This is a genomic window from Pseudoalteromonas sp. 2CM39R (assembly GCF_023161845.1).
The window spans coordinates 263,266-286,496 of the sequence record NZ_JALNTM010000004.1 but is presented as its reverse complement, the minus strand read 5'-3'; the positions used below and the strand labels follow the sequence as shown (position 1 = coordinate 286,496).

The 23,231-nt window shown below is 40.1% G+C and carries 22 protein-coding genes; 15 read left to right on the top strand and 7 right to left on the bottom strand.

Features of this window, described 5'->3' with window-relative positions; all coding sequences use genetic code 11:
* The first annotated feature begins 154 nt into the window (after nt 1-154).
* The 4 genes from MTF66_RS11680 to MTF66_RS11665 all read left to right on the top strand — a co-directional run bounded on the left by MTF66_RS11680 (nt 155) and on the right by MTF66_RS11665 (nt 2,160).
* Nucleotides 155-547 carry a hypothetical protein gene (locus MTF66_RS11680; protein WP_248527291.1) on the top strand — a complete coding sequence of 131 codons (393 nt, stop codon included), beginning with the start codon at nt 155-157 and terminating at the stop codon, nt 545-547.
* A 160-nt stretch (nt 548-707) separates the two neighbouring features.
* Nucleotides 708-1,358: a membrane protein insertase YidC gene (gene yidC, locus MTF66_RS11675; RefSeq protein WP_248527290.1), complete on the top strand. Its 651-nt coding sequence runs from the start codon at nt 708-710 to the stop codon at nt 1,356-1,358.
* Nucleotides 1,359-1,385: 27 nt separating this feature from the next.
* On the top strand, nt 1,386-1,811 hold the full coding sequence (locus MTF66_RS11670) for an N-acetyltransferase (protein WP_075169300.1): 426 nt from the start codon (nt 1,386-1,388) through the stop codon (nt 1,809-1,811).
* A gap of 109 nt (nt 1,812-1,920) precedes the next feature.
* Nucleotides 1,921-2,160, top strand: coding sequence for a DUF3955 domain-containing protein (locus MTF66_RS11665; RefSeq protein WP_069439489.1), 240 nt, complete (start codon nt 1,921-1,923; stop codon nt 2,158-2,160).
* Nucleotides 2,161-2,172: 12 nt separating this feature from the next.
* Here the strand turns inward: MTF66_RS11665 and MTF66_RS11660 are convergent, their stop codons facing one another.
* Both MTF66_RS11660 and MTF66_RS11655 read right to left on the bottom strand, forming a co-directional pair.
* On the bottom strand, nt 2,173-2,802 hold the full coding sequence (locus tag MTF66_RS11660; RefSeq protein ID WP_010389835.1) for a trimeric intracellular cation channel family protein: 630 nt from the start codon (nt 2,800-2,802) through the stop codon (nt 2,173-2,175).
* 290 nt (nt 2,803-3,092) lie between these two features.
* Nucleotides 3,093-4,109: a LacI family DNA-binding transcriptional regulator gene (locus MTF66_RS11655; protein WP_248527289.1), complete on the bottom strand. Its 1,017-nt coding sequence runs from the start codon at nt 4,107-4,109 to the stop codon at nt 3,093-3,095.
* Nucleotides 4,110-4,399: 290 nt separating this feature from the next.
* Between MTF66_RS11655 and glk the strand changes: the two genes are divergently transcribed.
* From glk to MTF66_RS11625, 6 genes are all read left to right on the top strand, one after another.
* Nucleotides 4,400-5,398 carry a glucokinase gene (glk, locus tag MTF66_RS11650; protein WP_248527288.1) on the top strand — a complete coding sequence of 333 codons (999 nt, stop codon included), beginning with the start codon at nt 4,400-4,402 and terminating at the stop codon, nt 5,396-5,398.
* 29 nt (nt 5,399-5,427) lie between these two features.
* The gene (locus tag MTF66_RS11645) at nt 5,428-6,441 is read left to right on the top strand and encodes a LacI family DNA-binding transcriptional regulator (RefSeq protein ID WP_010389842.1); all 1,014 of its coding nucleotides are present in this window, start codon (nt 5,428-5,430) and stop codon (nt 6,439-6,441) included.
* Nucleotides 6,442-6,779: 338 nt separating this feature from the next.
* Nucleotides 6,780-8,630, top strand: coding sequence for a phosphogluconate dehydratase (edd, locus tag MTF66_RS11640; protein WP_248527326.1), 1,851 nt, complete (start codon nt 6,780-6,782; stop codon nt 8,628-8,630).
* A 33-nt stretch (nt 8,631-8,663) separates the two neighbouring features.
* Nucleotides 8,664-9,296 carry a bifunctional 4-hydroxy-2-oxoglutarate aldolase/2-dehydro-3-deoxy-phosphogluconate aldolase gene (eda, locus tag MTF66_RS11635; RefSeq protein ID WP_248527287.1) on the top strand — a complete coding sequence of 211 codons (633 nt, stop codon included), beginning with the start codon at nt 8,664-8,666 and terminating at the stop codon, nt 9,294-9,296.
* A complete protein-coding gene (gene gap / locus MTF66_RS11630; RefSeq protein WP_010389845.1) occupies nt 9,293-10,297 on the top strand; it encodes a type I glyceraldehyde-3-phosphate dehydrogenase in 1,005 nt (334 codons plus the stop codon). Before eda ends, gap begins: the two co-directional genes overlap by 4 nt.
* Before the next feature lie 136 nt (nt 10,298-10,433).
* Nucleotides 10,434-11,558 (top strand): sterol desaturase family protein, encoded by a 1,125-nt coding sequence (locus tag MTF66_RS11625; protein WP_248527286.1) that lies wholly within the window; start codon nt 10,434-10,436, stop codon nt 11,556-11,558.
* Between the two features lie 44 nt (nt 11,559-11,602).
* Here the strand turns inward: MTF66_RS11625 and MTF66_RS11620 are convergent, their stop codons facing one another.
* From MTF66_RS11620 to MTF66_RS11605, 4 genes are all read right to left on the bottom strand, one after another.
* On the bottom strand, nt 11,603-12,880 hold the full coding sequence (locus tag MTF66_RS11620) for a protein kinase (protein ID WP_248527285.1): 1,278 nt from the start codon (nt 12,878-12,880) through the stop codon (nt 11,603-11,605).
* Nucleotides 12,881-13,002: 122 nt separating this feature from the next.
* On the bottom strand, nt 13,003-13,716 hold the full coding sequence (locus MTF66_RS11615; RefSeq protein WP_008110544.1) for a YebC/PmpR family DNA-binding transcriptional regulator: 714 nt from the start codon (nt 13,714-13,716) through the stop codon (nt 13,003-13,005).
* A gap of 166 nt (nt 13,717-13,882) precedes the next feature.
* Nucleotides 13,883-15,961, bottom strand: a complete 2,079-nt coding sequence (locus MTF66_RS11610) for a M13 family metallopeptidase (protein WP_248527284.1) — start codon at nt 15,959-15,961, stop codon at nt 13,883-13,885.
* A 195-nt stretch (nt 15,962-16,156) separates the two neighbouring features.
* On the bottom strand, nt 16,157-17,947 hold the full coding sequence (locus tag MTF66_RS11605; protein ID WP_171043242.1) for an ABC transporter ATP-binding protein/permease: 1,791 nt from the start codon (nt 17,945-17,947) through the stop codon (nt 16,157-16,159).
* 112 nt (nt 17,948-18,059) lie between these two features.
* On the opposite strand from MTF66_RS11605, the gene MTF66_RS11600 reads away from it, so the two are divergent.
* The 5 genes from MTF66_RS11600 to MTF66_RS11580 all read left to right on the top strand — a co-directional run bounded on the left by MTF66_RS11600 (nt 18,060) and on the right by MTF66_RS11580 (nt 22,626).
* Nucleotides 18,060-18,521, top strand: a complete 462-nt coding sequence (locus tag MTF66_RS11600; protein WP_138621085.1) for a hypothetical protein — start codon at nt 18,060-18,062, stop codon at nt 18,519-18,521.
* A 108-nt stretch (nt 18,522-18,629) separates the two neighbouring features.
* Entirely contained in the window at nt 18,630-20,468 is a 1,839-nt protein-coding gene (gene secD, locus MTF66_RS11595) for a protein translocase subunit SecD (RefSeq protein WP_138621087.1), read from the top strand.
* Nucleotides 20,461-21,390 carry a protein translocase subunit SecF gene (secF, locus tag MTF66_RS11590; protein ID WP_054200841.1) on the top strand — a complete coding sequence of 310 codons (930 nt, stop codon included), beginning with the start codon at nt 20,461-20,463 and terminating at the stop codon, nt 21,388-21,390. The genes secD and secF overlap by 8 nt, the downstream gene beginning before the upstream one ends.
* A gap of 103 nt (nt 21,391-21,493) precedes the next feature.
* Nucleotides 21,494-21,970, top strand: a complete 477-nt coding sequence (locus MTF66_RS11585) for a GreA/GreB family elongation factor (RefSeq protein ID WP_138562292.1) — start codon at nt 21,494-21,496, stop codon at nt 21,968-21,970.
* A 104-nt stretch (nt 21,971-22,074) separates the two neighbouring features.
* A complete protein-coding gene (locus tag MTF66_RS11580) occupies nt 22,075-22,626 on the top strand; it encodes a hypothetical protein (protein ID WP_054200843.1) in 552 nt (183 codons plus the stop codon).
* Between the two features lie 52 nt (nt 22,627-22,678).
* Here MTF66_RS11580 and MTF66_RS11575 read toward each other — a convergent pair whose 3' ends face one another.
* On the bottom strand, nt 22,679-23,014 hold the full coding sequence (locus tag MTF66_RS11575; RefSeq protein WP_138621089.1) for a zinc ribbon domain-containing protein YjdM: 336 nt from the start codon (nt 23,012-23,014) through the stop codon (nt 22,679-22,681).
* Between the last annotated feature and the right edge of the window lie 217 nt (nt 23,015-23,231).

Sequence of the window (23,231 nt, the reverse complement as noted above, 5' to 3'; positions counted from 1 at the left end):
GGTGGAATTTTTGGAAGTCTCACTTAGTAATACTCTCTATATTTCAGCGAGAGTCGATTTTTTTAAACTTCTCTGAGCGAAATTCGAAAGTAAATAAAAGATATATTCAAGTAGCTGTTGTTGGGTGTTTTTTAATTTAGGTAGTAAGGTCGATATGCAAGATTTAGTATACAAATATGGACAAAGAGTTATTTCTTTTCTGATCGTTATTACATTGCTTGTTAATTGGGAAATGTTTTCAATTATAGGGGCGGCTGGATTGACGCTTGCAAATAACTTGCTAATAATTATATGGATTATTCTGTTATTTACTTCTGCCATAGGGTTATATCTAAGGACAAACTGGGGATTCTTTTTCTTTTATCCTGGGGTATTACTGACAACAATTGGTTTCTCTATTCCTCTTATTCCTTTTGTTATTAGTGTTTTTGCATTTGAGTTGAGGCCTTGGATAATGATCGGCATAAACTCGATGCTTTTAATGTTTGCTTTATGGACACATTGGTTAAAGCATGTAATTAATAAACCACCAAAACAAGTACACTAGATTTAATAAAATATTTTTAGTTGCGCTGCAATCTTCATATGACTAAATATCAGAATCTAACCGCAGTTAAATAGCAACCCATTTTTAGTTTAAAATAAACTGTTGACATAATATGTCGTAGTGGTTACTTTTAATACATAATATTAAAAGGAAAACTAAAATGGAAATTTGGAATTTATTTACTGATTTTATTGTGCAATCAATCACCTTTTTTACCCAAGAAGTGGGCGTAAGCCAAGCGGTTGCAATTATTTTGTTTACCGTTATTGGACGATTAGTTTTAATGCCGATTAACCTTGTTGCTATGGCTAATATGGTTAGAAATAAAAAAGCAATTGCCGCACTAAAACCTGAGCTAGATAGCATAAAAAACAACTATAAAAACCAGCCCAGCGAAATCGCAAAATTAACTATGGCGCTGTATAAAAAGCACAACATTAAGTTTATCGATAAAAAAAGTGTGACTAATATGGCAAGCCAAGGGGTATTTGGCCTTGGAACTTTTCAGGCTCTGCAACAAATTGTATTTAATAGTAAGTTTGCTTGGATTGCCAGTATTGCAAAGCCTGATATTGCGCTTTCGTTACTAGTGGGGGCTATTACATATTTATCTATGATGATGATGCCTGGTAGCGCAGAGCAAACCAGCACCTTATTGTTCCTAATTCCCGCAATTATTTGTGTTGTTACTCTGGTTAACTTTCCTTCTGCAATTGGTTTGTACTGGGCTGCATCAAGTAGTACTAGCTTGTTGCAGTCATTATTAGTAAATAAATATTTTAAAAACCAGCAAGCACAACAAGTTTTGTAAAGGTCGCTAAACAAAGGAATGGCAATAATGAATATGTGTTATCAGCCCACAGCCGATTTAATGGCTTCTGCACAGTTAACCTATACCAATATGCGTGGATATTATGAGCATTATGGTGTTGATTGGCAGCAACTTAAAATATGTGAGCAAATTTCAGACCTTGAAAATTGGGATGTTTTGTTAAATGGCGATGTAGTGGGTGCAATGCGCTTGGCTTTTGATGATGAGGGTTGCTATATACGTGACCTACAAGTAGATGCTGCGTTTCAAAATATGGGTATTGGTGCTGCAGTAATTAATGAGGGTGCTCGTTTAGCTGTGCACAGAGGTGCTATGCAACTTAGGCTTCGCGTTTTTAAAATAAGCCCTGCGCACAAGCTTTACACACGTTCAGGTTTCAGCATAGATAAAGAAGACGACAGATTTTATTATATGTCTAAAAGCTTAGTTTAATGAGCGTGACTTTTATTTTAAAAATTAATATTGCTCAGTCACTGTAGATTAATATTCGCTCATTCAAACTGCTATCCCGACAATTTAATAAAATAGTTATGGATAGATTATGCGCTTTTTTTCAAACAAAACAGCCACATTGAGTGTTTGCTTTTTATTGCTTGGCACGGGTTTTATGCTGATAGAAAACAGTGTGTATCAATATGTTGATCATAATGGTGTTCTACATGAAAGCGTGTTTATGCCCTTGAGCATACTGTGTTTTGCTTTGGGAGTTCTTTTTGTGGTTAGTTTGTTAGCCCGAAAAGTATTCGGGCTATTTAAAAGTGCTAGGGCAGGTGGGCATTAAAAGCTGCTGTTATTACTCATTATTTAAATTAGCGGGTTCTAATAAATTAAATGTTGGTAAGCGCCACTTAAAGCGTACCGATGCCATTCGAATTAAATAGCCTACTACTAAACTTGCAACCACGCTGATATTGTCATCAATGTTGTAGTGGTGTAGCGCTAAGTATAAACACGCGACTATAAGCGCTACGCTTGCGTAAAGTTCATGATGAAGTACTAATGGTGCTTGGCGACAAATTAAATCTCGTAATAATCCACCAAATACACCTGTTACTATAGCTGCGACCACACAAATTCCATAGTGCAAACCCATATTAAGTCCAACTTGACAGCCAATAATACTAAACGCAGCAAGACCTAGTGCATCTAGGCGCATAAATATGCCTTTAAATTTAACCACCCATTTTGCCAACCAAGTGGTAACAATACCGGCTAGGCAAGTGATCAGTAAATATTCTGGGTGTTTTACCCAAGTAAGTGGGTAGTTACCTAATAAAATATCTCGTACGCTACCACCACCAATAGCTGTGGCACTGGCTACTAACATAACACCAAACCAATCCATGTTTCTGCGCCCAGCGCTAAGAGCACCGGTCATGGCTTCTGCTGTAATACCTATAATATAAACGATGGTTAATAGCATGAGATGATCGCTTAAAGTTTTAACAATAAAATAAAAACAGGATTGTAGTGATAAAAGCATGCATTGACGAGTGAAAAATTACATTAAAAACAGCTGCTTTCAGATTAAAAAAACTAATGTGATAGCGAGGTGTGAATAGCCTGTTAATGTTACGAAAGCACCAGCTTTAGTATTGAAAGCAAAAAGGACAAATGACCGTAAAAATGCAATAAAGCCTGAATTAATTTAAGGTAAAAGAGCGCTGTTGTCTTTAATTTTGTTGCTTCTTAAAAGTGGTTTTACTGAATAAATTAGCTTGAGCCACGTGCAATTAAACGCGGTGGTAGTAGGGTGCTTTGCACTTGCTCACCCCTAATGAGCTTTAATAGGTTTTCAACCAACATTTGCCCAGCAATAGTGGTATTTTGCTCTATGGTTGTCAGCGGCGGATTAATGTAACTGGCAATAGATATATTATCAAAGCCTATCACGGCTACATCTTTTGGTACGTTAATATTGGCTTCTTTTAATGCCCGTATTGCGCCTATTGCTATAAGGTCGCTGGCAGCAAAAAGTGCATTAAAGGTAATGTTATTAGCAATTAATGAACGAGTGGCATGATAGCCTGATTCTTCGGTAGAGATAGCATTGGCAATTTTACGCTCATTAAGTGTAATGCCATTTTGTTGTAACGCGTCTTTAAAGCCATTAAAGCGGGCAAAAAATTCGGGGCTATGATCAGAGGCATCGCCAATAAACGCGCAGTCATTTCGGCTATGTGCTAATAAATGCTCGGCGGCGAGTTTACCACCGCCATAATTATCGCAACTTATGGTTAAATCAGGGCGGTTATCAACACTTGCTCCCCAGCAAACAAATTTGGTGTTTTGTTCAAGTAAGGTGTTAAATTTAGGCTGAAAATCTATGTAGTCGCCATAACCTAATAAAATGATGCCATCTGCACGGTGACTGTCTTCGTAATCTGCCTGCCAATCAGCACTGGCCGATTGAAATGACACGAGTAAATCGTAACCCTCTTTAGCGCAGGCACGAGTAATACTGCCCAGCATGGCTAAAAAAAACGGATTGATTTGCGATTCATCTGAGGTCGGATCTTCAAACAACAATAATGCTAGGGTGCTACTTTGTTGAGTGCGCAGGTTACTGGCGTTTTTATCCACTTTGTAATTAAGCTTTTTGGCAATGTCATGAACCCGCCTTCGGGTTTCATCATTTACCAAGGGACTATTTCGTAAAGCACGAGAAACTGTAGATTGAGACACCCCAGCATAGTGGGCTATATCAAATGAGGTGGCTTTACCTTTCATCACGATTACTTATTTAAGAGGACAATAAGGGGCTATTCTCGTTTATTAGTGATTTTTTTCAAGCTTATTTGTCAATAAAGGCATTTTTTTATTGATTTTTTCATGACACCGGTGTCACAATAAGGACGTTTTATCATTTTGTTGTCAAAACGTATTAGCTACCTTTATTATTAAAGGTAGCCTTTTTTACAGTGATAGCTGCTTTGAGGTGATAGCTCAAAGTAAATAAGTATCAATGATACCCCATTAAAATAATAAGTACTCATTACTTAAACAAAAGAGATAACACTATGGGTTTACACTCTAGCACACACTTTGATCCAATTCTGGTTGCCGATATTGGCGGCACAAATGCTCGCTTTGCGTTGATCACGGGGTTTGATGAATCAAGTAATCAATTTACCATTGAGCATAATCATACGTTTCCAAGTGCTAATTATGGATCCCTCGAAAGTGCTACCGAGTATTACTTATCAACAGTGTCTCATATAAATCCTAAACGCGCATGCCTAGCAGTAGCAGGCCCAATTAACGCGGGCCAAGTTCACTTAACTAACTTAGGTTGGCACTTTAGCGTTAATGATTTCAAACACCATTTTGACTTAGAACAATTAAGCGTAATAAACGACTTTGCTGCATTCGCTTACGCCGCTCCGTATTTAGATCCTTCTCAAAACGTAACCGTTAAACCTGGCCAAGCAGACGACACAGCAAATATTGGTGTAATGGGCCCAGGTACAGGCTTTGGTGCAGCGTGTTTAGTAAGAACTGCACATTCGTGTGCGGTAATGAGTTCAGAAGGTGGTCATATTTCTCTAGCGCCAGTAAATGAACTTGACGCTCAGCTTATTCAAGCACTTAAGAAAGACCACCCACATGTATCGGTAGAAACTGTGTTTTCTGGACCAGGCATTGCTCATTTGTACAAAGCAATGGCTGCAGTTAAAGGGGTCGCCGCAAAGAATTTAGACGCTGCACAAATTAGTAGCTTAGCCAACAGCGGTGAATGTGAAGTATGTGAGGCAACGCTTAATCAGTTTTGTGATTGGATTGGCAGTGTAGCAGGCGACTTAGCGCTTGCTTACGGTGCTCTTGGTGGCCTTTATATTGGCGGTGGCATATTACCAAGAATGCAGGCTCGTTTACTGGAAAGCCGCTTCATGGAGCGCTTTTCACAAAAGGGCATAATGTCGCAATATACAGGTCAAATTCCGGTCACATTAGTAACACAAGACAACATTCCTTTAATTGGTGCTGCCGCGTGTTTGCATACGAGTCAACAGGTTTAATTACGTTGCATACATTTGGAAATAAATAGATGAAAAAAGTCACTATAAATAGCGTTGCTAGTTATGCCGGTGTATCTAAAAAAACGGTATCGCGCGTACTGAATAACGAACCAAATGTGAGCGCGGCCACCCGCGAGAAAGTATTAGCGGTATTTAAAGAGCTTGATTACACACCTAATCCCATTGCTCGAGGGCTTGCACAAAACCGTAGTTTTATTATTGGTTGTTTATACGATAACCCAAGTAAAAGTTATATTACTCGAGTGCAAACAGGCGCATTAGCTGCTTGCCAAGAAAACAACTATAACTTGCTGATTCACCCTTGTGAGCTCAGAGGTGATGCACTTATTAATAATATAGAGCAGCTATTACAGTCATCACGCCTTGATGGTTTAGTACTTACGCCACCATTTTGTGACTTTTCAGAACTGGTTGACTTTTTAAAGTCGAAAAAGATTCCTTATGCTCGAGTGGCTTCTGCTATTTTAGAAGATGACTCTATTTCTGTTACCAGTAATGACGAGCAGGGCGCATTTGAAATTACCGAACATTTAATAAACCTAGGGCATACCTCTATCGCGTTTATTAAAGGTCACCCAGATCACAGTGCTACACAGCAGCGTTTTAAAGGCTACAGGCGCGCGTTAGCAAGCCATGGTATTGAATTTAATGAACGCTTAGTTGAAGAGGGTAACTTTAGTTATCACTCAGGGGTAGACAGTGCGCGTAGTATTTTAGATTTATCGCCACGACCTACTGCTGTATTTGCATCGAATGATTACATGGCAGCCGCCGTTCTTAAATTAGCTACACAGCGTAATTTACGTGTACCAGATGACATTTCTATTGCTGGCTTTGATAACGCTCCCATAGCGCGTCATATTTGGCCCGGACTAACTACTATAGCGCAACCCGTAGAAGAGATGACTAAACAGGCTGTTACCCAGTTAATTACCCATATTATTGAGCCGCAAGAGTCGCCTTATAAGGTGATTTTAGAAGCAAAATTAATCACGCGAGAGTCAACCGCAGCCGTAAAATAAAACCGCTTTTTCACAGTAGCCCGAGTATGAGTGACGCTTACTCGGGCTTTTTTTATCTGCATTTTTAACCTTCATTATTTGCCGCTAATATTTCACTAAAAATTCACGTTTATTTATTGCACATGTTAAAAAAAATGACTATTTTTATTACTCAGGGTTGACACCGGTGTCATTGTCATGCGTTAATACCCTGACACCGGTGTCAGGGTTGTTGTGAGAGGCTCCCTGGTAGCGTACCTTTGAACGGGTAAGTCAAAGATGCTCAGTACAGTTATTTTCGTGGAGTCTATAATTGTTACTGAGCCTTTATCCTCTAACGAATAGAGATGAGTAAAATTATGTTGCACCCTCGAATTCAAGAAGTCACAGAACGCGTTATTGAGCGCAGTAAACAAACCCGTCAAGCCTATTTAGATCGTATTTCGCACGCAAAAAAACAAACAAGAGTTCGTGCTGGTTTAGGCTGTGGCAATATTGCCCATGTTATGGCTGCGTGCAGCAGCGATGACAAAGCGCGTTTAAAAGCAGATGAGGTGCCAAACCTTGCAATTATTAATTCATACAACGACATGTTATCTGCGCATGTGCCTTACAAAGAATACCCAGATTTAATTAAAAGCATTGCCACTAAATTTGACGCGACCGCGCAAGTTGCTGGCGGTGTACCTGCAATGTGTGATGGCGTTACCCAAGGTCGTGACGGCATGGAACTATCGCTTTTCTCTCGTGACGTTATTGCTATGTCTACTGCGGTTTCTTTATCGCATGACGTGTTTGATGGTGTGTTTTGTTTAGGTGTGTGTGACAAAATTGTTCCTGGCTTATTAATTGGTGCTTTATCATTTGGTCACTTACCTGTGTATTTTTTACCAGCAGGACCAATGCAGTCAGGTATTCCAAACAAAGACAAAGCACGTGTTCGTCAGAAGTTTGCCCAAGGTTTAGTATCTCGCGATGAGTTATTAGAGGCGGAAAGTGCTTCTTATCACAGTGCTGGGACGTGTACGTTTTATGGCACAGCAAATTCAAACCAAATGTTAATGGAAATTATGGGCTTACACTTACCAGGTAGCTCGTTTATCAATCCATACACAGAATTGCGTGATGGCTTAACGGGTAATGCAGTTGAAACCATGCTCAAGCAGCTTACAGAAAACAAAGATGGCCCGTGTTTAGCGGATGTGATCAGCGAAAAAACCATTATTAATGGTCTCGTTGGTTTGCTATCAACTGGTGGCTCAACCAATCATGCAATCCACATTGTGGCGATTGCAAAAGCGGCTGGTATTCAGGTTACGTGGAAAGACATGTCTGATTTATCAGCGGTTGTACCATTACTGACGCGTATTTACCCTAATGGCTCAGCAGATGTGAACCATTTCCAAGCAGCCGGTGGTATGGGCTTCTTAATGCGTGAATTAGCAGGTGCTGGTTACCTACATACAGATGTAACCACTATTTTAGGCGAAGGTCTTGCACCTTACATGTGTGAGCCGCTACTCGATAAAGACGATAACTTGATTATGAGTGATGCCAATGGCCCTAGTAAAGTTAAATGGGTTGCGTGTCCTGAAAACTCACATGATGAAGAAGTACTTCGTCCTGTAAGTAATCCATTTAGCAAGCAAGGTGGTTTACAGCTACTAACTGGTAACTTAGGTAAGGCGGTTATTAAAGTATCAGCCGTTGCAGAATCTCATCAAGTGGTGTCAGCACCAGCTAAAGTATTTAGCTCACAAGGTGAGTTACAAGACGCTTATACCCGTGGTGAGCTTAACCAAGATTTCATTGCTGTTCTTAAAGAGCAAGGCCCTAAGGCTAAAGGCATGCCAGAGCTTCATAAGCTCACGCCGGTAATGGCAACATTACAAGATCAGGGCTATAAAGTGGCCATTGTTACTGACGGACGTATGTCGGGTGCATCAGGCAAAGTACCAGCAGCAATCCACTTAGCACCTGAAGCAGTTGAAGGTGGCATTATAGCTAAAATCCATGAAGGCGATATTGTTACTTTAGATGCGCCAAATGGTATTTTAAAAGTGCATGTAAGCGACGAAGAACTTGCACAGCGTGAGCTACAAATTAGCCAAGCAAGCCAAACATTTGGTACAGGCCGTGAATTATTTACTGGATTTAGAAATATCGTAAGCAGTGCCGATTTAGGTGCAAGTGCTTTTGGACTTGAATAATAATTAGCCATATTGGGTAATGAGGAACAAGTAATGAGTATTGAAAAAATCTTAGCATCGGCACCCGTTGTGCCAGTGGTGGTAATCGAAAAACTAGAAGATGCCGTACCACTTGCAAGAGCGTTGTACAACGGTGGCTTAAAAGCACTTGAAATTACACTACGTACACCAATTGCTGCACAAGCTGTAAAGTTAATGAAAGCTGAAGTACCAGAAGCCTATGTAGGCACTGGCACTGTGGTTGATAAAGCAAGCTTTAACGCGTCAGTTGAAGCGGGCGCTGACTTTATGGTGAGCCCAGGCGTAAGCGATGAACTATTAGCATTGGCAAAAGAGTCAAGTATTCCTTTTTTACCTGGTGCAGCAACCCCAAGCGAAGTGATGAACTTAGCAGCGCACGGCTTTAAATTTTTAAAGTTTTTTCCTGCAGAAGCTGCAGGCGGAACTGCGATGATTAAGTCGATTGGCGGCCCATTACCTGATATTACTTTTTGTCCAACTGGTGGCATTAGTTTAGCTACTGCGCCTAATTACTTAGCACTTAACAATGTTATTTGTGTAGGTGGTACGTGGATGTTAGACAAACAACTTATTGAAAATAAAGACTGGCAAGCTATTGAAACGCTTGCTCGCCAAGCATGTGAAGTTAATAGGAGTCAAAAATGATTAATGTAGCAATTAATGGCTACGGCCGTATCGGTCGTAATGTATTGCGTGCACTGTATGAATCAGCGCAAAATAATGAAATTAAAATTGTGGCTATTAACGATTTAGCCCCAGCCAATGTAAATGCTCATCTGACTCAGTTTGACTCAGTACATGGTCGTTTTTCACAGCAAGTAACACTTAAAGATAACACTATGCTAATTGGCGATGATGTGATCACGCTAACGCAAGAACGTGACCCTGCTAATTTACCGTGGAAAGAACTAAATGTTGATATCGTACTTGAATGTACGGGGTTATTTACTTCTCGCGAAGCAGCTAATAAGCATATTGAAGCGGGCGCGAAAAAAGTAGTGGTATCGGCTCCTGGTACTGATATGGATGCTACAGTAGTACACGGTGTAAATAGCGATGTAATTAATGCCGATAGCAACATTATTTCTAATGCTTCATGTACAACCAATTGTTTAGCGCCTGTTGCTAAAGCAATTAACGATACAGTAGGAATTGAACAAGGTAGCATGACCACCATTCATGCTTACACCAACGATCAAAACTTATCTGACGTATACCACCCAGATTTATACCGCGCGCGTAGTGCGACTCAATCTATGATCCCAACTAAAACGGGTGCTGCAAAAGCGGTTGGATTAGTTCTGCCTGAACTTGCCGGTAAACTAGATGGCATGGCGGTACGTGTACCAACAATTAATGTCTCGTTAGTTGATTTAACATTTATTGCTAAGCGTGACACAAGTATTGAAGAAATTAACCAAGTGGTTAAAGACGCTGCGTTTGGCTCTATGAAAGGTATTTTAGAGTACAATGAGCTGCCGCTTGTTTCTATCGACTTTAACCATAACCCAGCATCATCAATTTTTGATGCAACGCAAACGCGTGCTGATGGTAAATTAGTTAAAGTAATGGCGTGGTACGACAACGAATGGGGTTTCTCAAACCGCATGTTAGATCAAGTTAAAGCGCTGGGTGCTTATTTATAATTTTTCCGTGTAGTTAAATTTTACTTTATCCAGCCAAGCCACGCACTACGTGGCTTTTTTTGTGTTTTAGTTAGCCCAAAATTTGCTAGAATGTGCGCATTAGAATAGGGAACTGCATGCCATATTAAGGAAAATAATGCTAAAACACGTCACTAAAAAAATATTTCGTACTAGTCACCTGCAAATTGGTGAGGGTAATATCAGCGGTTATATTGCTTGCTTTTTGGCAATATTAAGTTGCTTAGGAGTGCTTGCATTCCACTTTCCGGAATATTTAACGACTCCAGAATTACGCAAAAGCTATAGCGTTGACTTTTTACGTCAGCTCATGTTTGTTGCTCTTATTATTTCCGGTAGCTTAGGGTTACTTAATTTTGTACGAAATACGAATAAGCGTTTGGGTGCCACTGCGTGGTTTTTTATTATACTGGCCATTAGCTTTGGTGGCCCGAATGTTGAAGTGAATGACTTTGCAGATAACACTCCTTATATTGGCCTAGATTGGTTTATATTAGACTTACTAGGCTCTACCTTAATTTTTATTTTAATTGAAAAACTACTTCCGCATCGAAAAGAGCAAAAAATACTTCGTAGTGAATGGCGCGGGGATTTAAACCACTTCTTTGTTAATCACTTAATAGTGGGTTTTGTATTACTGGTTACTAATCATTTTGTGCATTATGGTTTTGGTTGGGCGGTTTCGAGCACACTGCAAGCTTACATAGCGAAAATGCCGTTTATACTACAGCTATTTTTAATTATTTTGGTGGCTGATTTAATGCAGTATTGGACGCATCGTGCGTATCACGAAGTGCCATTTATGTGGCGATTTCATGGTGTGCATCACAGTGCCAAAGAAATGGATTGGCTCGCAGGCTCTCGTCAGCATATTTTAGAAATACTGATCACTCGCAGTTTAGTGTTAACCCCTATATTTGTGCTGGGGTTTTCACAGCAAATAATTAGCTTATATGTAATTATTGTTGGTTTTCAAGCCGTATTTAATCATGCTAACGTGAATGTAAAATTTGGGTGGTTAAAATATTTTATGGTTACTCCGCAGTTTCACCATTGGCATCACGCATCCGATAAAGCTGCCATTGATCGAAATTATGCAGCCCATTTCTCGTTTTTAGATTATTTATTTGGTACTGCGGTAAAAGGCCAAGCAGAGTGGCCTAAAGAATATGGTGTTGTCGGGGACTACATGCCTGTAGGTATGCTAAAGCAACAAATTTACCCGTTTAAAAAACAAAAATAGTCTGTAGTTTTAGATTGCGGCCATAAGGTCCATGGCCGCAGCAATCATAAAAAGTCAGCTAATACTCTAAGCGTTGGCCGCTGTGCAACATTTTCGCTCATGCATTGCTGCGAAATATGTTGTAAGTGCATTACTTCAGCACTTTGCTCGTGGCAGGTGGTAAGTAAGTCCTCAATTAAACACCCTAAAGCGCGCACTTCTATTAATTGCATTTGTTGACGTTGATAATCACTCAGCATAGTAAGATCAGTAGCTGCGCCAAAATCACCAAACAGAACCCTTGCTTGCGGGTTTACCATAGTATTGTGCGCATAAATGTCACCATGGCTTATATTGTGTTGGTGCAAGTGTGCCACAGTACTAACCATTTGCTTTGCAATGCTATAAATTGTATCGGCAGAGTAATGGCAATCGCTTTCAAATGTATCACGAGTACAGGTATCAAGGCTGGGAGGTAAGCCTAGATTCGTAAAGCTTGAATCAATTAACTCCATAACTAAACCAAGCTGCTGCTGTTGTTCAATGTAAGCCAGTACTTTAATTAAGTTTGGATGCTCAAGCGCTTGCAAGCAGCAATTAACTTCATCCAGCGGATAACCATCGCTTGTAATACTCCCTTTAAATAACTTAACAGCAACCGGCTCTTTATTTGTTGAATAAGCAAGATGAATAATTCCTGATGCGCCTTGGCCTATTACTTTACTGAGCGAGTAGTCACTCAGTGGTTTATTGGTTAAATTTGATTGGGTAAGGCACTGTGATTTATTAAAGCAATTACCTGCAAATGCAAGCCAAGTAAGCTTAGGAAGTTCAAATAGCCAATCATCAACATGAGTTAATTGATTTGCAGAGAGTCTAATTAGTTCTAAGTTATGGCAGTTTGCCATGCTTGTTGGTAGAGCACTGAGTTGGTTACCTGCCAAAGCCAGCTTTTTAAGCGCAGTGTATTGGCCAAATGTTGCAGGCAGTTTGGCTATTTTATTATCTGTAAGAATAAGCCATTCAATCGCTTTAGGCAGGCTGTTATCTGCAAACTCAGTTATTTGGTTACCTTTAAAGGCAACCATGATAAGAGCGGGGCACTTAGCGAGTATTTTAGGTATATGGTTAAACTGATTAAACGACAAAAACAGTCGTTTTAATTTTGTTAAGCAAGCAAATTCATCAGGTAAATCAGATAAATTGTTATTTGATAAATCCAAGACTTCGAGGGTATCAGCAAGTGTAAAAATTTCTTCAGGAAAGTCGCTTAGCGTTTCAACCAATTGTAGATGTGTTGCACCAAGCAATTGTCCGTTGCGAAATTGTGAAAGGGTATTCAAAATTAATTAATCCATTTTACATAAAACAAAAAGGCCAACTAAGTTGACCTTTAAACATTATTTGATCTGAACTCTGCTTGAAACAGATTTATTATTCGAAGTTCAGGTTGTTCGTTTAACGATTAAAATTGAGCGTTATGGTACACGTTTTGTACGTCATCACAATCTTCAAGCATGGCTAAAAAGCGCTCCATAACTTCAACGTCTTCGCCTTCAATAGGGGCTTCAACTTGAGGTACAAAGGCAATTAAGTCTTCGTCAAATTCTGTAACACCCATTTCTTCAAGTGCTGTGCGGGTATTGTTGTATTCAGTGTGCGGTGCAAATACGGTCACTTTGCCGTCTTCTACTTCAACGTCGGTAACATCAACATCTGCCATCATCAGTGCTTCAAGTACGGTTTCATCGTCGTCACCGTCAAACACAAAAATAGCAAGGTGATCAAATAAGTGTGAAACTGAGTTTTGTGCGCCAATTTTAGCGTTTGCTTTGGTAAAACATACACGTACATCAGCAAAAGTACGTTTGTTGTTGTCGGTTAAACAGTCAACAATAATCATACAGTTACCTGGGCCGTAGCCTTCGTAACGCGTGGCTGCATAGTCTTCACCGCCGCCACCTTTGGCTTTATCAATAGCACGTTCAATTACGTGAGCCGGTACTTGGTCTTTTTTAGCGCGTTCAATTAAACGACGTAGTGCTAGATTGCCGTCTGGATCAACACCGCCATTTTTAGCACAAATATAAATTTCTTTACCGTATTTAGAATAAACTTTAGTTTTAGCACCCGCAGTTTTAGCCATTGAATCTTTTTTGTTTTGGTAAGCTCTTCCCATCTGCGTTTCGCCTTAATATGTATAAATAATTGAAAAAAATTTGCAAGCCCATATTCTAAAGGTAAATACGGGGTAGGGCTAGTAAGTATTGTTAGTAGCCAAAAATAAAACAACCCGCATAAGCGGGCTGTTTATTCGTTACAAACGATGAACGGTTGTTAGGGTATTACCAAATACGAACGCGTTCTTCTTCTGGTAGGTATAACTCATCGCCTGGTTTTACATTAAATGCTTTATACCAAGCATCATGGTTACGAGGCGCTTGTGCTCTAAAGCGACCTGGTGCGTGTGTACCACCACGTAATTGGTTTAACATACTTTGCTCAGTACGTTTTTCTTTCCATACTTGTGCCCATGCTAAGAAGAAACGTTGATCGCCGGTTACACCGTCAATTACCGGTGCTTCTTTACCATTTAAGCTTAGTTTGTAAGCATGATAAGCCATGGCTAAACCACCCACATCACCAATATTTTCACCTAAACTGTTGCGGCCATTTACAAAGTTACCTGGAATTGGCTCATATTTGCTGTACTGAGCCGCCAGTTTGTCAGCTTTAGCATCAAAAGCAGTACGATCTTCATCAGTCCACCAGTTACGTTGAATGCCGTTAGCGTCAGATTTTGAGCCTTGATCATCAAAGCCATGGCCCATCTCATGGCCAATTACAGCGCCAATGCCACCGTAGTTTACTGCTGGATCTGCATTTGGATCGAAAAACGGCGGTTGTAGTATAGCGGCAGGGAATACAATTTCGTTAAACGAACTATTGTAGTAAGCATTAACACGTTGTGGTGTCATGCCCCAACGATTACGGTCGGTCTTTTTCAGCTCTTTTTCTACACTTTCAGCTTGGAAAAACTCACGCATATTTTTTACATTAGCCATTAAGTCATTTTTGCTAATGCTTAAGCCTTCATAAGATTGCCATTCATCTGGGTAACCAATTTTTGGCACAAACGCCGCTAATTTTGCACGCGCATTTACTTTTGTTTCTGCGCCCATCCAATCTAAGTTATCAATACGCTCACCAAGTGCTGTGCGTAAGTTTTCAACAAGTTCAGACATTTGTTGCTTAGATGACTCAGGGAAATAACGATCTACGTAAATTTTACCAATTGCAAAGCCCAATGAGCTAGTGCCAGACATTTGGCTGATAGCGCGTTTCCAGCGTGGACGTGGCTCTTGTTGACCATTTAACTCTTTTCCATAAAAGGCAAAGCTAGTGTTAAATATTTCTTCAGATAATAGTCGTGAGTTACCATTAATCGCATGATATGTAAGGTAGTCTTTCCATACGCTTAAATCTTCGTTATTGATTAAGTCAATCATGGCTTTAACAGGTTCAGGCTGCGATACATTTAATTGTGGTACTTTATAACCTGTTTGTGCAAAGTATAAATCCCAGTTAAATCCTGGGTATTGCGCACTTAACTCATCGCGTTTTACTTGGTTTAGGGTTAAATCGCGATTACGGCGTTTTTCACGCGGCCAATGACCTTCTGCAATTTTGGTTTCAAGCGCTAAAATCGCTTGTGCACGCTCTGTGGTATTATCAACCCCTGCAAATTTAAGCATATCGGCAATGTGTGCAACATACGCTTCACGGGTTTTTACAAAACGTTCTGCATCTTCAAGGTAGTAAGAACGATCAGGTAAGCCTAAGCCACCTGCACCTAATGACATTTCGTATTTATTGGGATCTAAACGGTTAAACCACATACCGCCACCAATTGGAGCACGCACACCCGTAAGCCAAGATTGGCCAAATACTTTTGCCAAATCATCAGTAGAGGCAACCGAATTGATGTCGTTAAGCAACGGCTTAATTGGCGTGATACCAAGTTTATTAAGCGTCTCGGTATCCATGTACGAGTTATAAAAGTCAGCGACCAGTTGCTCTTCGGCGTTTAAGTTTTCACGCGCTGCAATTTCTTCAATAATTTCTTTAACGCGATCTTCACTGCGCTCAGCTAGCGCAGAGAATGCACCGTAACGGGTTTTATCTGCTGGCATTTGATAGTTGTCGTACCATGAACCACTGGCGTACATGAAGAAATCGTCGCCTGGTTTTACAGCTTCGTTACGCGCAGTTAAATCAACCCCAAACGTGCCTAATTCGGCTTGCTCTGTTGCTTGTGGCTTTTCTGCAACTGCTGCTACTTGCTCAGTTTTTGTTGTTTGTGGCTCAGAACAGCCAGTAATAAATGTGGCAGCGAGCGCCGCTGCAATTAAACTCTTTTTCATTATTTTCCCCTATGAATTCACGTTATTTAATTCGTTATATTTTTGTTATAAAAATAGCTACTTGATTGTATTGATAACTTCACTGCAAACAAACCTTTTGAGGTGAATAACCGTACCGGTCGATAAGATGAATGAAATACTAGCAAAATAGCAAAAAAGCACTCAGATACTTCAATCGTACCCGAGAGGCTTAGTTTATTGCGCCTTTGACTGCTTTTGTTGCAAGGTCCACATATGAGCATATTCACCATTTTGCATGAGTAATTCATCATGTTTACCTTGTTCTACTACTTCTCCCGCTTTGAGTACGATAATTGTATCGGCATCGGTAATTGTTGATAAGCGGTGCGCAATAACAATACTGGTATGATTAGAGGCAACTTCTCGCATAGCATTTAATATGGCTTGCTCAGATTGTGAGTCGAGCGCCGAAGTGGCTTCGTCAAAAATTAAAATTGGCGATTGTTTTAAAATAGCGCGAGCAATAGCAATACGTTGTTTTTCGCCACCAGAGACTTTTAGTCCGCGTTCGCCTACCAAGGTTTTATCGCCTTTATCTAGGCTATTAATAAAGTCTGTTAGGTGCGCCATGTTTATAGCTTTGTTTACTTCATCTTCACTGGCGCTGGGTCTGCCGTAGTGAATATTTTCGCGTATGCTGGTATTAAATAACACAGTATCTTGCGGCACTATGGCAATAGCTTTACGCAAACTTGCGAGGGTAACTGTGTTTATGGCTTGATTATCAATTCTTATAGCGCCCGATGAAAGTTCATAAAAACGGTATAACAAGCGGGCTAACGAGCTTTTACCTGCGCCACTAGCACCTACAACCGCTACCTTAGCACCAGGGTTTACATGAAAACTGACGTTCTTAAGAATAGGACGTTTACTATCGTAGCTAAAGCTGACGTTTTCAAAGCTAATTGCCCCATTTTTGAGTGCTAATGGTTGCGCGGTTTCGCTATCTGCTACTTTGGGGGAGGTATTTAATAACCCAAGCATGTTTTCAAGGTCAGTAAGGGCACGGCGTATTTCACGGTATACAAATCCCAAGAAGTTAAGCGGTAAAAATAATTGGATCATATACGCATTGATCATTACCAGCTCACCAATCGTTAACTCGCCGGTAACCACTTCATTAGCGCCAAGCCACATTAATGCGGTTATGGCACACGCAATGATCAGCGCTTGCCCTGAATTAAGCGCCAGTAACGAGAGTCTGTTTTTTAATCGAGCTTGTTCCCAGGTTGCTAAAAATGTGTCGTAAGTTTGGGCTTCATGCTGTTCATTATTAAAGTATTTTACGGTTTCGTAATTTAATAAACTGTCGATGGCACGGGTGTTACTTTGGTTGTCGGCAGCATTGGACTCACGAATAAAGCGGTTTCGCCATTGGGTAACCGTCACGGTAAAAAAAATATAAATAGCCACAGCCAATAGGGTGATCAGCGCAAACCAAATAGAAAACAAGCTGCCAAAAATAATCGCCACAGTCATTATTTCAAACAACGTGGGCACAATATTAAACATTAAAAAACGCATTAAAAAGCTTAAGCCACTGGTGCCGCGCTCTATATCTCGACTTATGCCGCCAGTTTGCCTATCTAAATGAAAAGCTAAATCTAATGAGTGCAAATGTTTAAACACTTTAAGTCCAATATCTCGCATGGCATGCTCGGTGACTCGCGAAAATACCGCATCGCGTACTTCACCCAAAAATACGCTAGCAAAGCGCAATGCGCCGTACATAACGAGTAATAAAGTAGGAACGAGCAGTAGTGGGTTAATTGATTTATCAACCGAATCAATTATTTCTTTTAAAGCCCATGGCATGAGTAATGTCGCGCCTTTAGCACCGACTAGCGCTAATATGGCAATCAGCACACGGCCTTTAAATTTAGTGATATAAGGCCAAAGAGTTTGAACGCTTTGTTTTAAATTCATGGCGTCGGGGCGTTTTACTGAACTTTGTCTGGAGCGCATCGAGGATCTCAGTATTTTTTTTATATAAATTAATTAGCTTAAGAACTGCTATTGTATTTTAATTAGCTGCCCTTATATACTAGCTATCCTTTATTTTAGTTTTAAATGACCAATGTTTAAATTTCGCGTTTTTTTCGCTACATGCTTGTTTTTTGCTGCACTCTTTAGTGTGCAAAGCCATGCTATGGGCGTAAAGCACGAATTAAACAGTAACCAAAGCAGTTATAGCGATGTTATTAATGTTGACCATTTAACTAACATTTCCGTACCTACAAAATCGCTTGGCGATTTACAGCATAAAAACTCAAAGCATTCTGATTTTGATGCGCATCAACCTAGGCTAACAGCCAATAACTCATTTTTATTTTTACACAGTGCGCAGGGCGATCCTGAATACGATGTAGTGCATGAGTTTTTTGCCCTAAATGGGTGTAGGCATATTTTTTTGCGACCGCAAGCAGTCAACATAAGTCAGCCTTGGTATACCTGGGTATTTAAAAGTAAAAAGTCGCGCTTGAGCGGCTGGAAAGACGCTAACCTGTTATACACCGCTGTAACTACCTATCACGCTTAAAGTTCCTTATTTAATGTTAATTGGTTTTAACGCATCGCGTTTTGACCTGCAGATTAATTGTGCCTAATAGGTACGTTACTGGGCTATGCCTAGTAATAAGGAATAACTATGTTAAGTCTAAAAAAAGAGAAAAAGCCATTTAAGGCTAAGTTTAAATTGAGCTATGTAGCCATGCTGATTGTATTAGTGTTACTAGCAATAAGCGCCTTACCTAATTTATATCCCAATAAGTCATGGTTGCATATTAGTGCAGCTTCTGATGTTAAAACGCAAGTAATGCCAAGTACTGAAAACCTAGTTAGCTTTTTAAATAGCCAAGGTTTTGAAGTGAGTGAAAGTTTAAAAGACCAAGCAAATATTAATGTACTTTTAAATACACCTACGCAAAGTGCCCAAGCTCAGGCGGCTTTAAAATCAAACTTTCCAAACACACAAGTTAAAATTGTTGAACATGCAACCAGCCCTATTTGGTTACAAGAGTTTGGCTTATCGCCTATAAAGCTGGGTCTTGATTTAAACGGCGGGGTATTGTTTGTACTTGATGTTGATTTAGAAAAAGCGGTTGATGAGCAATTACTCAGTGCATATCAACAAACAAAAGCTATTATTGTTAAACAAAAAGCCTATGGCGTTAAAGCGAAGCAGACTAATCAGGGCTTTGAAATAAGTGCGCTTGAGAATGCTGGTGATAAGCTAATAGTTGTCATAAAAGAGCTTAAAAGCCGTTTTGAAAACCTCACTACAACCACATCAACTAATGGCAACTTACAGGTCGTTAAAATTAGCTATTCTGAGCAAGGGCGCAGCGCATTTGATAAAGAAGTGATGAGCCAAACACTCACCACACTTCGCTCACGCATAGAAGAGCTCGGTATAACTGAGGCCGTTACACAGCGCCAAGGTAAGCAGCGCATTCGTATTGAGCTACCTGGCGTGCAAGATCCAGCTGAAGCAAAACGCATAATTGGTGCAACCGCGTCATTGGGGTTTTATCAACTTAAAGAGAGAGGCGGGCAAACGTTTAATTTGCAATCGGGAGGGACTATTAAGCTCGACCCTGTACCTATATTTACCGGAGAGCATATTAATAACGCTAATATAGGTCGTGATGACTGGGGTAAACCTTTGGTACAACTGAGCTTAGATGGCCAAGGTGGCGATGCTATGTCGGATTTTTCAAAGGCGAATATAGGTAAACCTATGGCAACGCTTTATTCAGAGTATTCACAAAATGCTAAAGGTGAAGTGGTTAAAAAAAGCGAAGTCATTAATGTGGCGAACATTGCCCAGCATTTAAGCTCGCGGTTTAGTATAACCAATATGCAAAGCCAGCAAGCGGCTGCCGATTTAGCGCTGTTACTGCGTGCGGGATCGCTTACTGCGCCCGTAACTATAGTGCATGAGCAAACTATTGGTCCAAGCCTTGGCCAAGACAACATTAACAATGGGCTGGCGGCGTTAATGTTAGGTATGGGTTTAACACTTGCGTTTATGGCGCTGTGGTACCGCCGTTTAGGGCTTATTGCAAATGTTGCGTTAATTTTAAACTTAACCTCTTTAGTGGGGTTAATGTCGTTATTACCTGGGGTGGTTTTAACTCTTCCAGGAATAGCAGGCTTAGTATTAACTATAGGAATGGCGGTTGATACTAACGTGATTATATTCGAGCGTATAAAAGAAGAGCGTCGCAAAGGTCGCCCCCCGTATCAAGCGATACAAGAGGGCTATAAACAAGCTGCGAATACGATTTTAGATGCCAATATTACCACCATGATCACCGCGATTATTTTATATGGCATAGGCTATGGCCCAGTAAAAGGCTTTGCGATAACGCTGGCGCTTGGTCTTATCACATCGGTGTTTACTGGTGTGTATGTATCGAAATATTTAAGCCAAAGCTTATATTTAAAGCTGGGCAAAAAAGCAGGAGTAAACGCGCATGCTTAACACTTTTTTAAAATGTGAGACAGGGTCACGTATGCGTTATACAGGCTTGCTTATAAGTGCCATATTTGTGTTGTTATCAGTATTCACTATTGCACAAAAAGGGCTTAATTTTGGCCTTGATTTTACGGGTGGTTATTTAACAGAATTTACCACCAGCCAAGGTGTTGAACTAAAACAGCTTGAGCAATTTATTGCTAAAAACCATCAAGGTGAATTTGAACTTACAGCACAGGGCAATAATCATTTTCAATTAACGCAAGCGCCAAGTGAGGAAGCTAATAATGATGCTTGGAAAACCGCGATTAGCCAAAACCCAGATATAAACGCAGAGGTTTTATCATCGGCTTATATTGGCTCTCAAGTGGGTGATGAATTATTTGAGCAAGGCTGCTTAGCCTTATTTGCTGCGATGGTCGCGGTAATGATTTATTTAGCTGTTCGGTTTGAGTGGCGTTTAGCATTAGGCTCTGTGGTGGCTTTATTACATGATTTAGTGCTGGTGGTTGGCTTATTTTCGTGGTTACAAATAGAGTTTAACCTAACCGTTTTAGCCAGTTTATTGGCAATTATTGGCTACTCCCTAAATGACTCAATAATAGTTGGAGATAGGGTGCGCGAGCTGTTGCGCATACCAACAAACATCACACTCAAACCAAGTCGTATTATCAACAGTGCTATTAAAAGCACCTTAACTCGTACGCTTATTACCTCAGGAACCACGCTCGCAACAGTGGCAAGTGTTTGGCTGTTAGCTGGCGCGCCGCTGCAGGGGTTTGCCATTGCTTTGTTTGCAGGAATAGTCGTAGGCACGCTGTCGTCTATTTGTATTGCTGCTACATTACCTGAGCTACTTGGGTTAAGTGCTAAAAACTACGATAAGCAAGTGGATCAGCAAACGCAGGCATTAATGGATATGCCATAGCCTTAAATATCAGCATTGTTGTTACACAGCAAAGGGATAGTGTTCGATGTAGCAACAATGCTAAAATAGCAAATTATTTTTATCGAATTAGTGAATTCTCCAAATGAATAAAGCCCATGTTACTGAGCACCTTCGTTTTGCCTTAGATGAGCAACTAAACACTGCTAAAATTGCAGCTCAAACAGCTCACGATACCGCTACCCATGAAGAAAGTATTGCAGAGACCCAATACGATACCCTCGGGCTTGAAGCTGCCTATTTAGCACAAGGCCATGCAGAGCGAGTTAATGAGTGCTATAAAGAAATACAACTATTTGAAGCCATATACAACGAACCCGTTACAGGCACTGTCGTTATAAGCTCATTGGTATGTTTAGAAGACGATGCCAGCACACAAAAATGGTTTTATTTAGGCCCAGCAGCTGGTGGATTAACCGTTGATATTAAAGGCACAACCATTCAAGTACTTACCTCTGGCGCACCATTAGGCCAACAGTTATTAGGTAAACAAGTCGATGATGAAGTTAGTTTAACACTCGGTGATGTAAAACATAGTTACGATGTGGTTGAAGTGCTTTGAATGTAGTATTTATTTGTCTCTTACTCTGAGGCGTAGCATCTCGTAGGCCTCTTTGTTAAATTATTGCCTAAAACTTATAGAATAAAATTAAAGATGAGCCGTTTATGAACTTGGTATTGGTCAGTGATATTTTTGGTAATACAGCGGCTTTAAAAGCATTTGCTGAAAAACTAAACGCTCAGTCTATTGTCGATCCCTATGGCGGGGTTGATATGGCATTTAACAGTGAACAGCAGGCCTATGAGTATTTTAGTCAGCATATAGGCCTTGATGAGTATGTAGCTATTTTACAAAAAGCGATTAAACCACTCGCTGGCAACACTATATTGATTGGTTTTAGTGTTGGCGCATCGGCAATTTGGTCAATGTCTGCACACCCGGCGATTAAAACGATAGCTAAGGGCATTTGTTTTTACAGCTCGCAAATTAGGCACCATACAGATATACAACCACAATTTGAGATTGAACTCATTTTTCCGCATTATGAGCCGCACTTTGATGTTAAATCATTACAGGTGGAGCTTGCAACAAAGGCTAATGTTAACGTAAAGCATGTTGATTACTTACATGGTTTTATGAACCCACACTCAAGTAACTTTAATCAGAATGCTTACGATCAAACATTAGCTGCGCTATCTAAAGAGCTAAAAAATTAGCAGTTAAGCGTTATTGCTTTGTGTTAATTTTTACAAGTGAGTTTTTGTAATTTCAGGCTTTTTTCACAAACTTAGCCGTTACCATCATTTCGCCAATGCCATCTACTTTACAATCTAGCTGGTGATCTTTTTTATCAAGCACACGTCTTACCAAAGCTTTAGTACCAATTTTTATAACCTGAGAACTGCCTTTAATTTTTAAATCTTTCGCAACGGTTACTTTGTCACCATCGACTAGTAAAGTGCCGTTTGCATCTTTTACCAAAATAGCGTCTTCATCGCTTGTATTATTTGGGTTCCATTCATAAGCACATTCTGGGCATATAAGCAGCTGTTGGTCTTCGTAAATGTATTCACATTGGCATTTAGGGCAAGCGGGAAGAGACATAATGATCACTTTTAGTGGTAAATTTTGGCTATTTTAAAACACAAATTAACAATAAAAAAGTTCATCAAATATTTTTATCTTCACGCTAAAAATATCTCGTTTGTGTGTATTTAAAAAAGGACTTATAAAGCAAGTGTCGCTTAAGCAATTTAAGCGCTAACGTTTATAGTAGATATTCGTTAAAGCACCTATCGTATTAAGTGATTTGCTATTTGCT

Excerpts from the sequence above, each read along its gene's own strand:
- MTF66_RS11625 (WP_248527286.1), top strand. The coding sequence starts at position 10,434 with ATGCTAAAACACGTCACTAAAAAAATATTTCGTACTAGTCACCTGCAA.
- MTF66_RS11605 (WP_171043242.1), bottom strand. The coding sequence starts at position 17,947 with ATGCGCTCCAGACAAAGTTCAGTAAAACGCCCCGACGCCATGAATTTA.
- MTF66_RS11585 (WP_138562292.1), top strand. The coding sequence starts at position 21,494 with ATGAATAAAGCCCATGTTACTGAGCACCTTCGTTTTGCCTTAGATGAG.
- yidC (WP_248527290.1), top strand. The coding sequence starts at position 708 with ATGGAAATTTGGAATTTATTTACTGATTTTATTGTGCAATCAATCACC.
- MTF66_RS11645 (WP_010389842.1), top strand. The coding sequence starts at position 5,428 with ATGAAAAAAGTCACTATAAATAGCGTTGCTAGTTATGCCGGTGTATCT.
- eda (WP_248527287.1), top strand. The coding sequence starts at position 8,664 with ATGAGTATTGAAAAAATCTTAGCATCGGCACCCGTTGTGCCAGTGGTG.
- MTF66_RS11580 (WP_054200843.1), top strand. The coding sequence starts at position 22,075 with ATGAACTTGGTATTGGTCAGTGATATTTTTGGTAATACAGCGGCTTTA.
- edd (WP_248527326.1), top strand. The coding sequence starts at position 6,780 with ATGTTGCACCCTCGAATTCAAGAAGTCACAGAACGCGTTATTGAGCGC.
- secD (WP_138621087.1), top strand. The coding sequence starts at position 18,630 with ATGTTAAGTCTAAAAAAAGAGAAAAAGCCATTTAAGGCTAAGTTTAAA.
- MTF66_RS11680 (WP_248527291.1), top strand. The coding sequence starts at position 155 with ATGCAAGATTTAGTATACAAATATGGACAAAGAGTTATTTCTTTTCTG.
- glk (WP_248527288.1), top strand. The coding sequence starts at position 4,400 with ATGGGTTTACACTCTAGCACACACTTTGATCCAATTCTGGTTGCCGAT.
- gap (WP_010389845.1), top strand. The coding sequence starts at position 9,293 with ATGATTAATGTAGCAATTAATGGCTACGGCCGTATCGGTCGTAATGTA.
- MTF66_RS11610 (WP_248527284.1), bottom strand. The coding sequence starts at position 15,961 with ATGAAAAAGAGTTTAATTGCAGCGGCGCTCGCTGCCACATTTATTACT.
- MTF66_RS11615 (WP_008110544.1), bottom strand. The coding sequence starts at position 13,716 with ATGGGAAGAGCTTACCAAAACAAAAAAGATTCAATGGCTAAAACTGCG.
- MTF66_RS11600 (WP_138621085.1), top strand. The coding sequence starts at position 18,060 with ATGTTTAAATTTCGCGTTTTTTTCGCTACATGCTTGTTTTTTGCTGCA.
- MTF66_RS11575 (WP_138621089.1), bottom strand. The coding sequence starts at position 23,014 with ATGTCTCTTCCCGCTTGCCCTAAATGCCAATGTGAATACATTTACGAA.
- MTF66_RS11670 (WP_075169300.1), top strand. The coding sequence starts at position 1,386 with ATGAATATGTGTTATCAGCCCACAGCCGATTTAATGGCTTCTGCACAG.
- MTF66_RS11660 (WP_010389835.1), bottom strand. The coding sequence starts at position 2,802 with ATGCTATTAACCATCGTTTATATTATAGGTATTACAGCAGAAGCCATG.
- MTF66_RS11665 (WP_069439489.1), top strand. The coding sequence starts at position 1,921 with ATGCGCTTTTTTTCAAACAAAACAGCCACATTGAGTGTTTGCTTTTTA.
- MTF66_RS11655 (WP_248527289.1), bottom strand. The coding sequence starts at position 4,109 with ATGAAAGGTAAAGCCACCTCATTTGATATAGCCCACTATGCTGGGGTG.
- secF (WP_054200841.1), top strand. The coding sequence starts at position 20,461 with ATGCTTAACACTTTTTTAAAATGTGAGACAGGGTCACGTATGCGTTAT.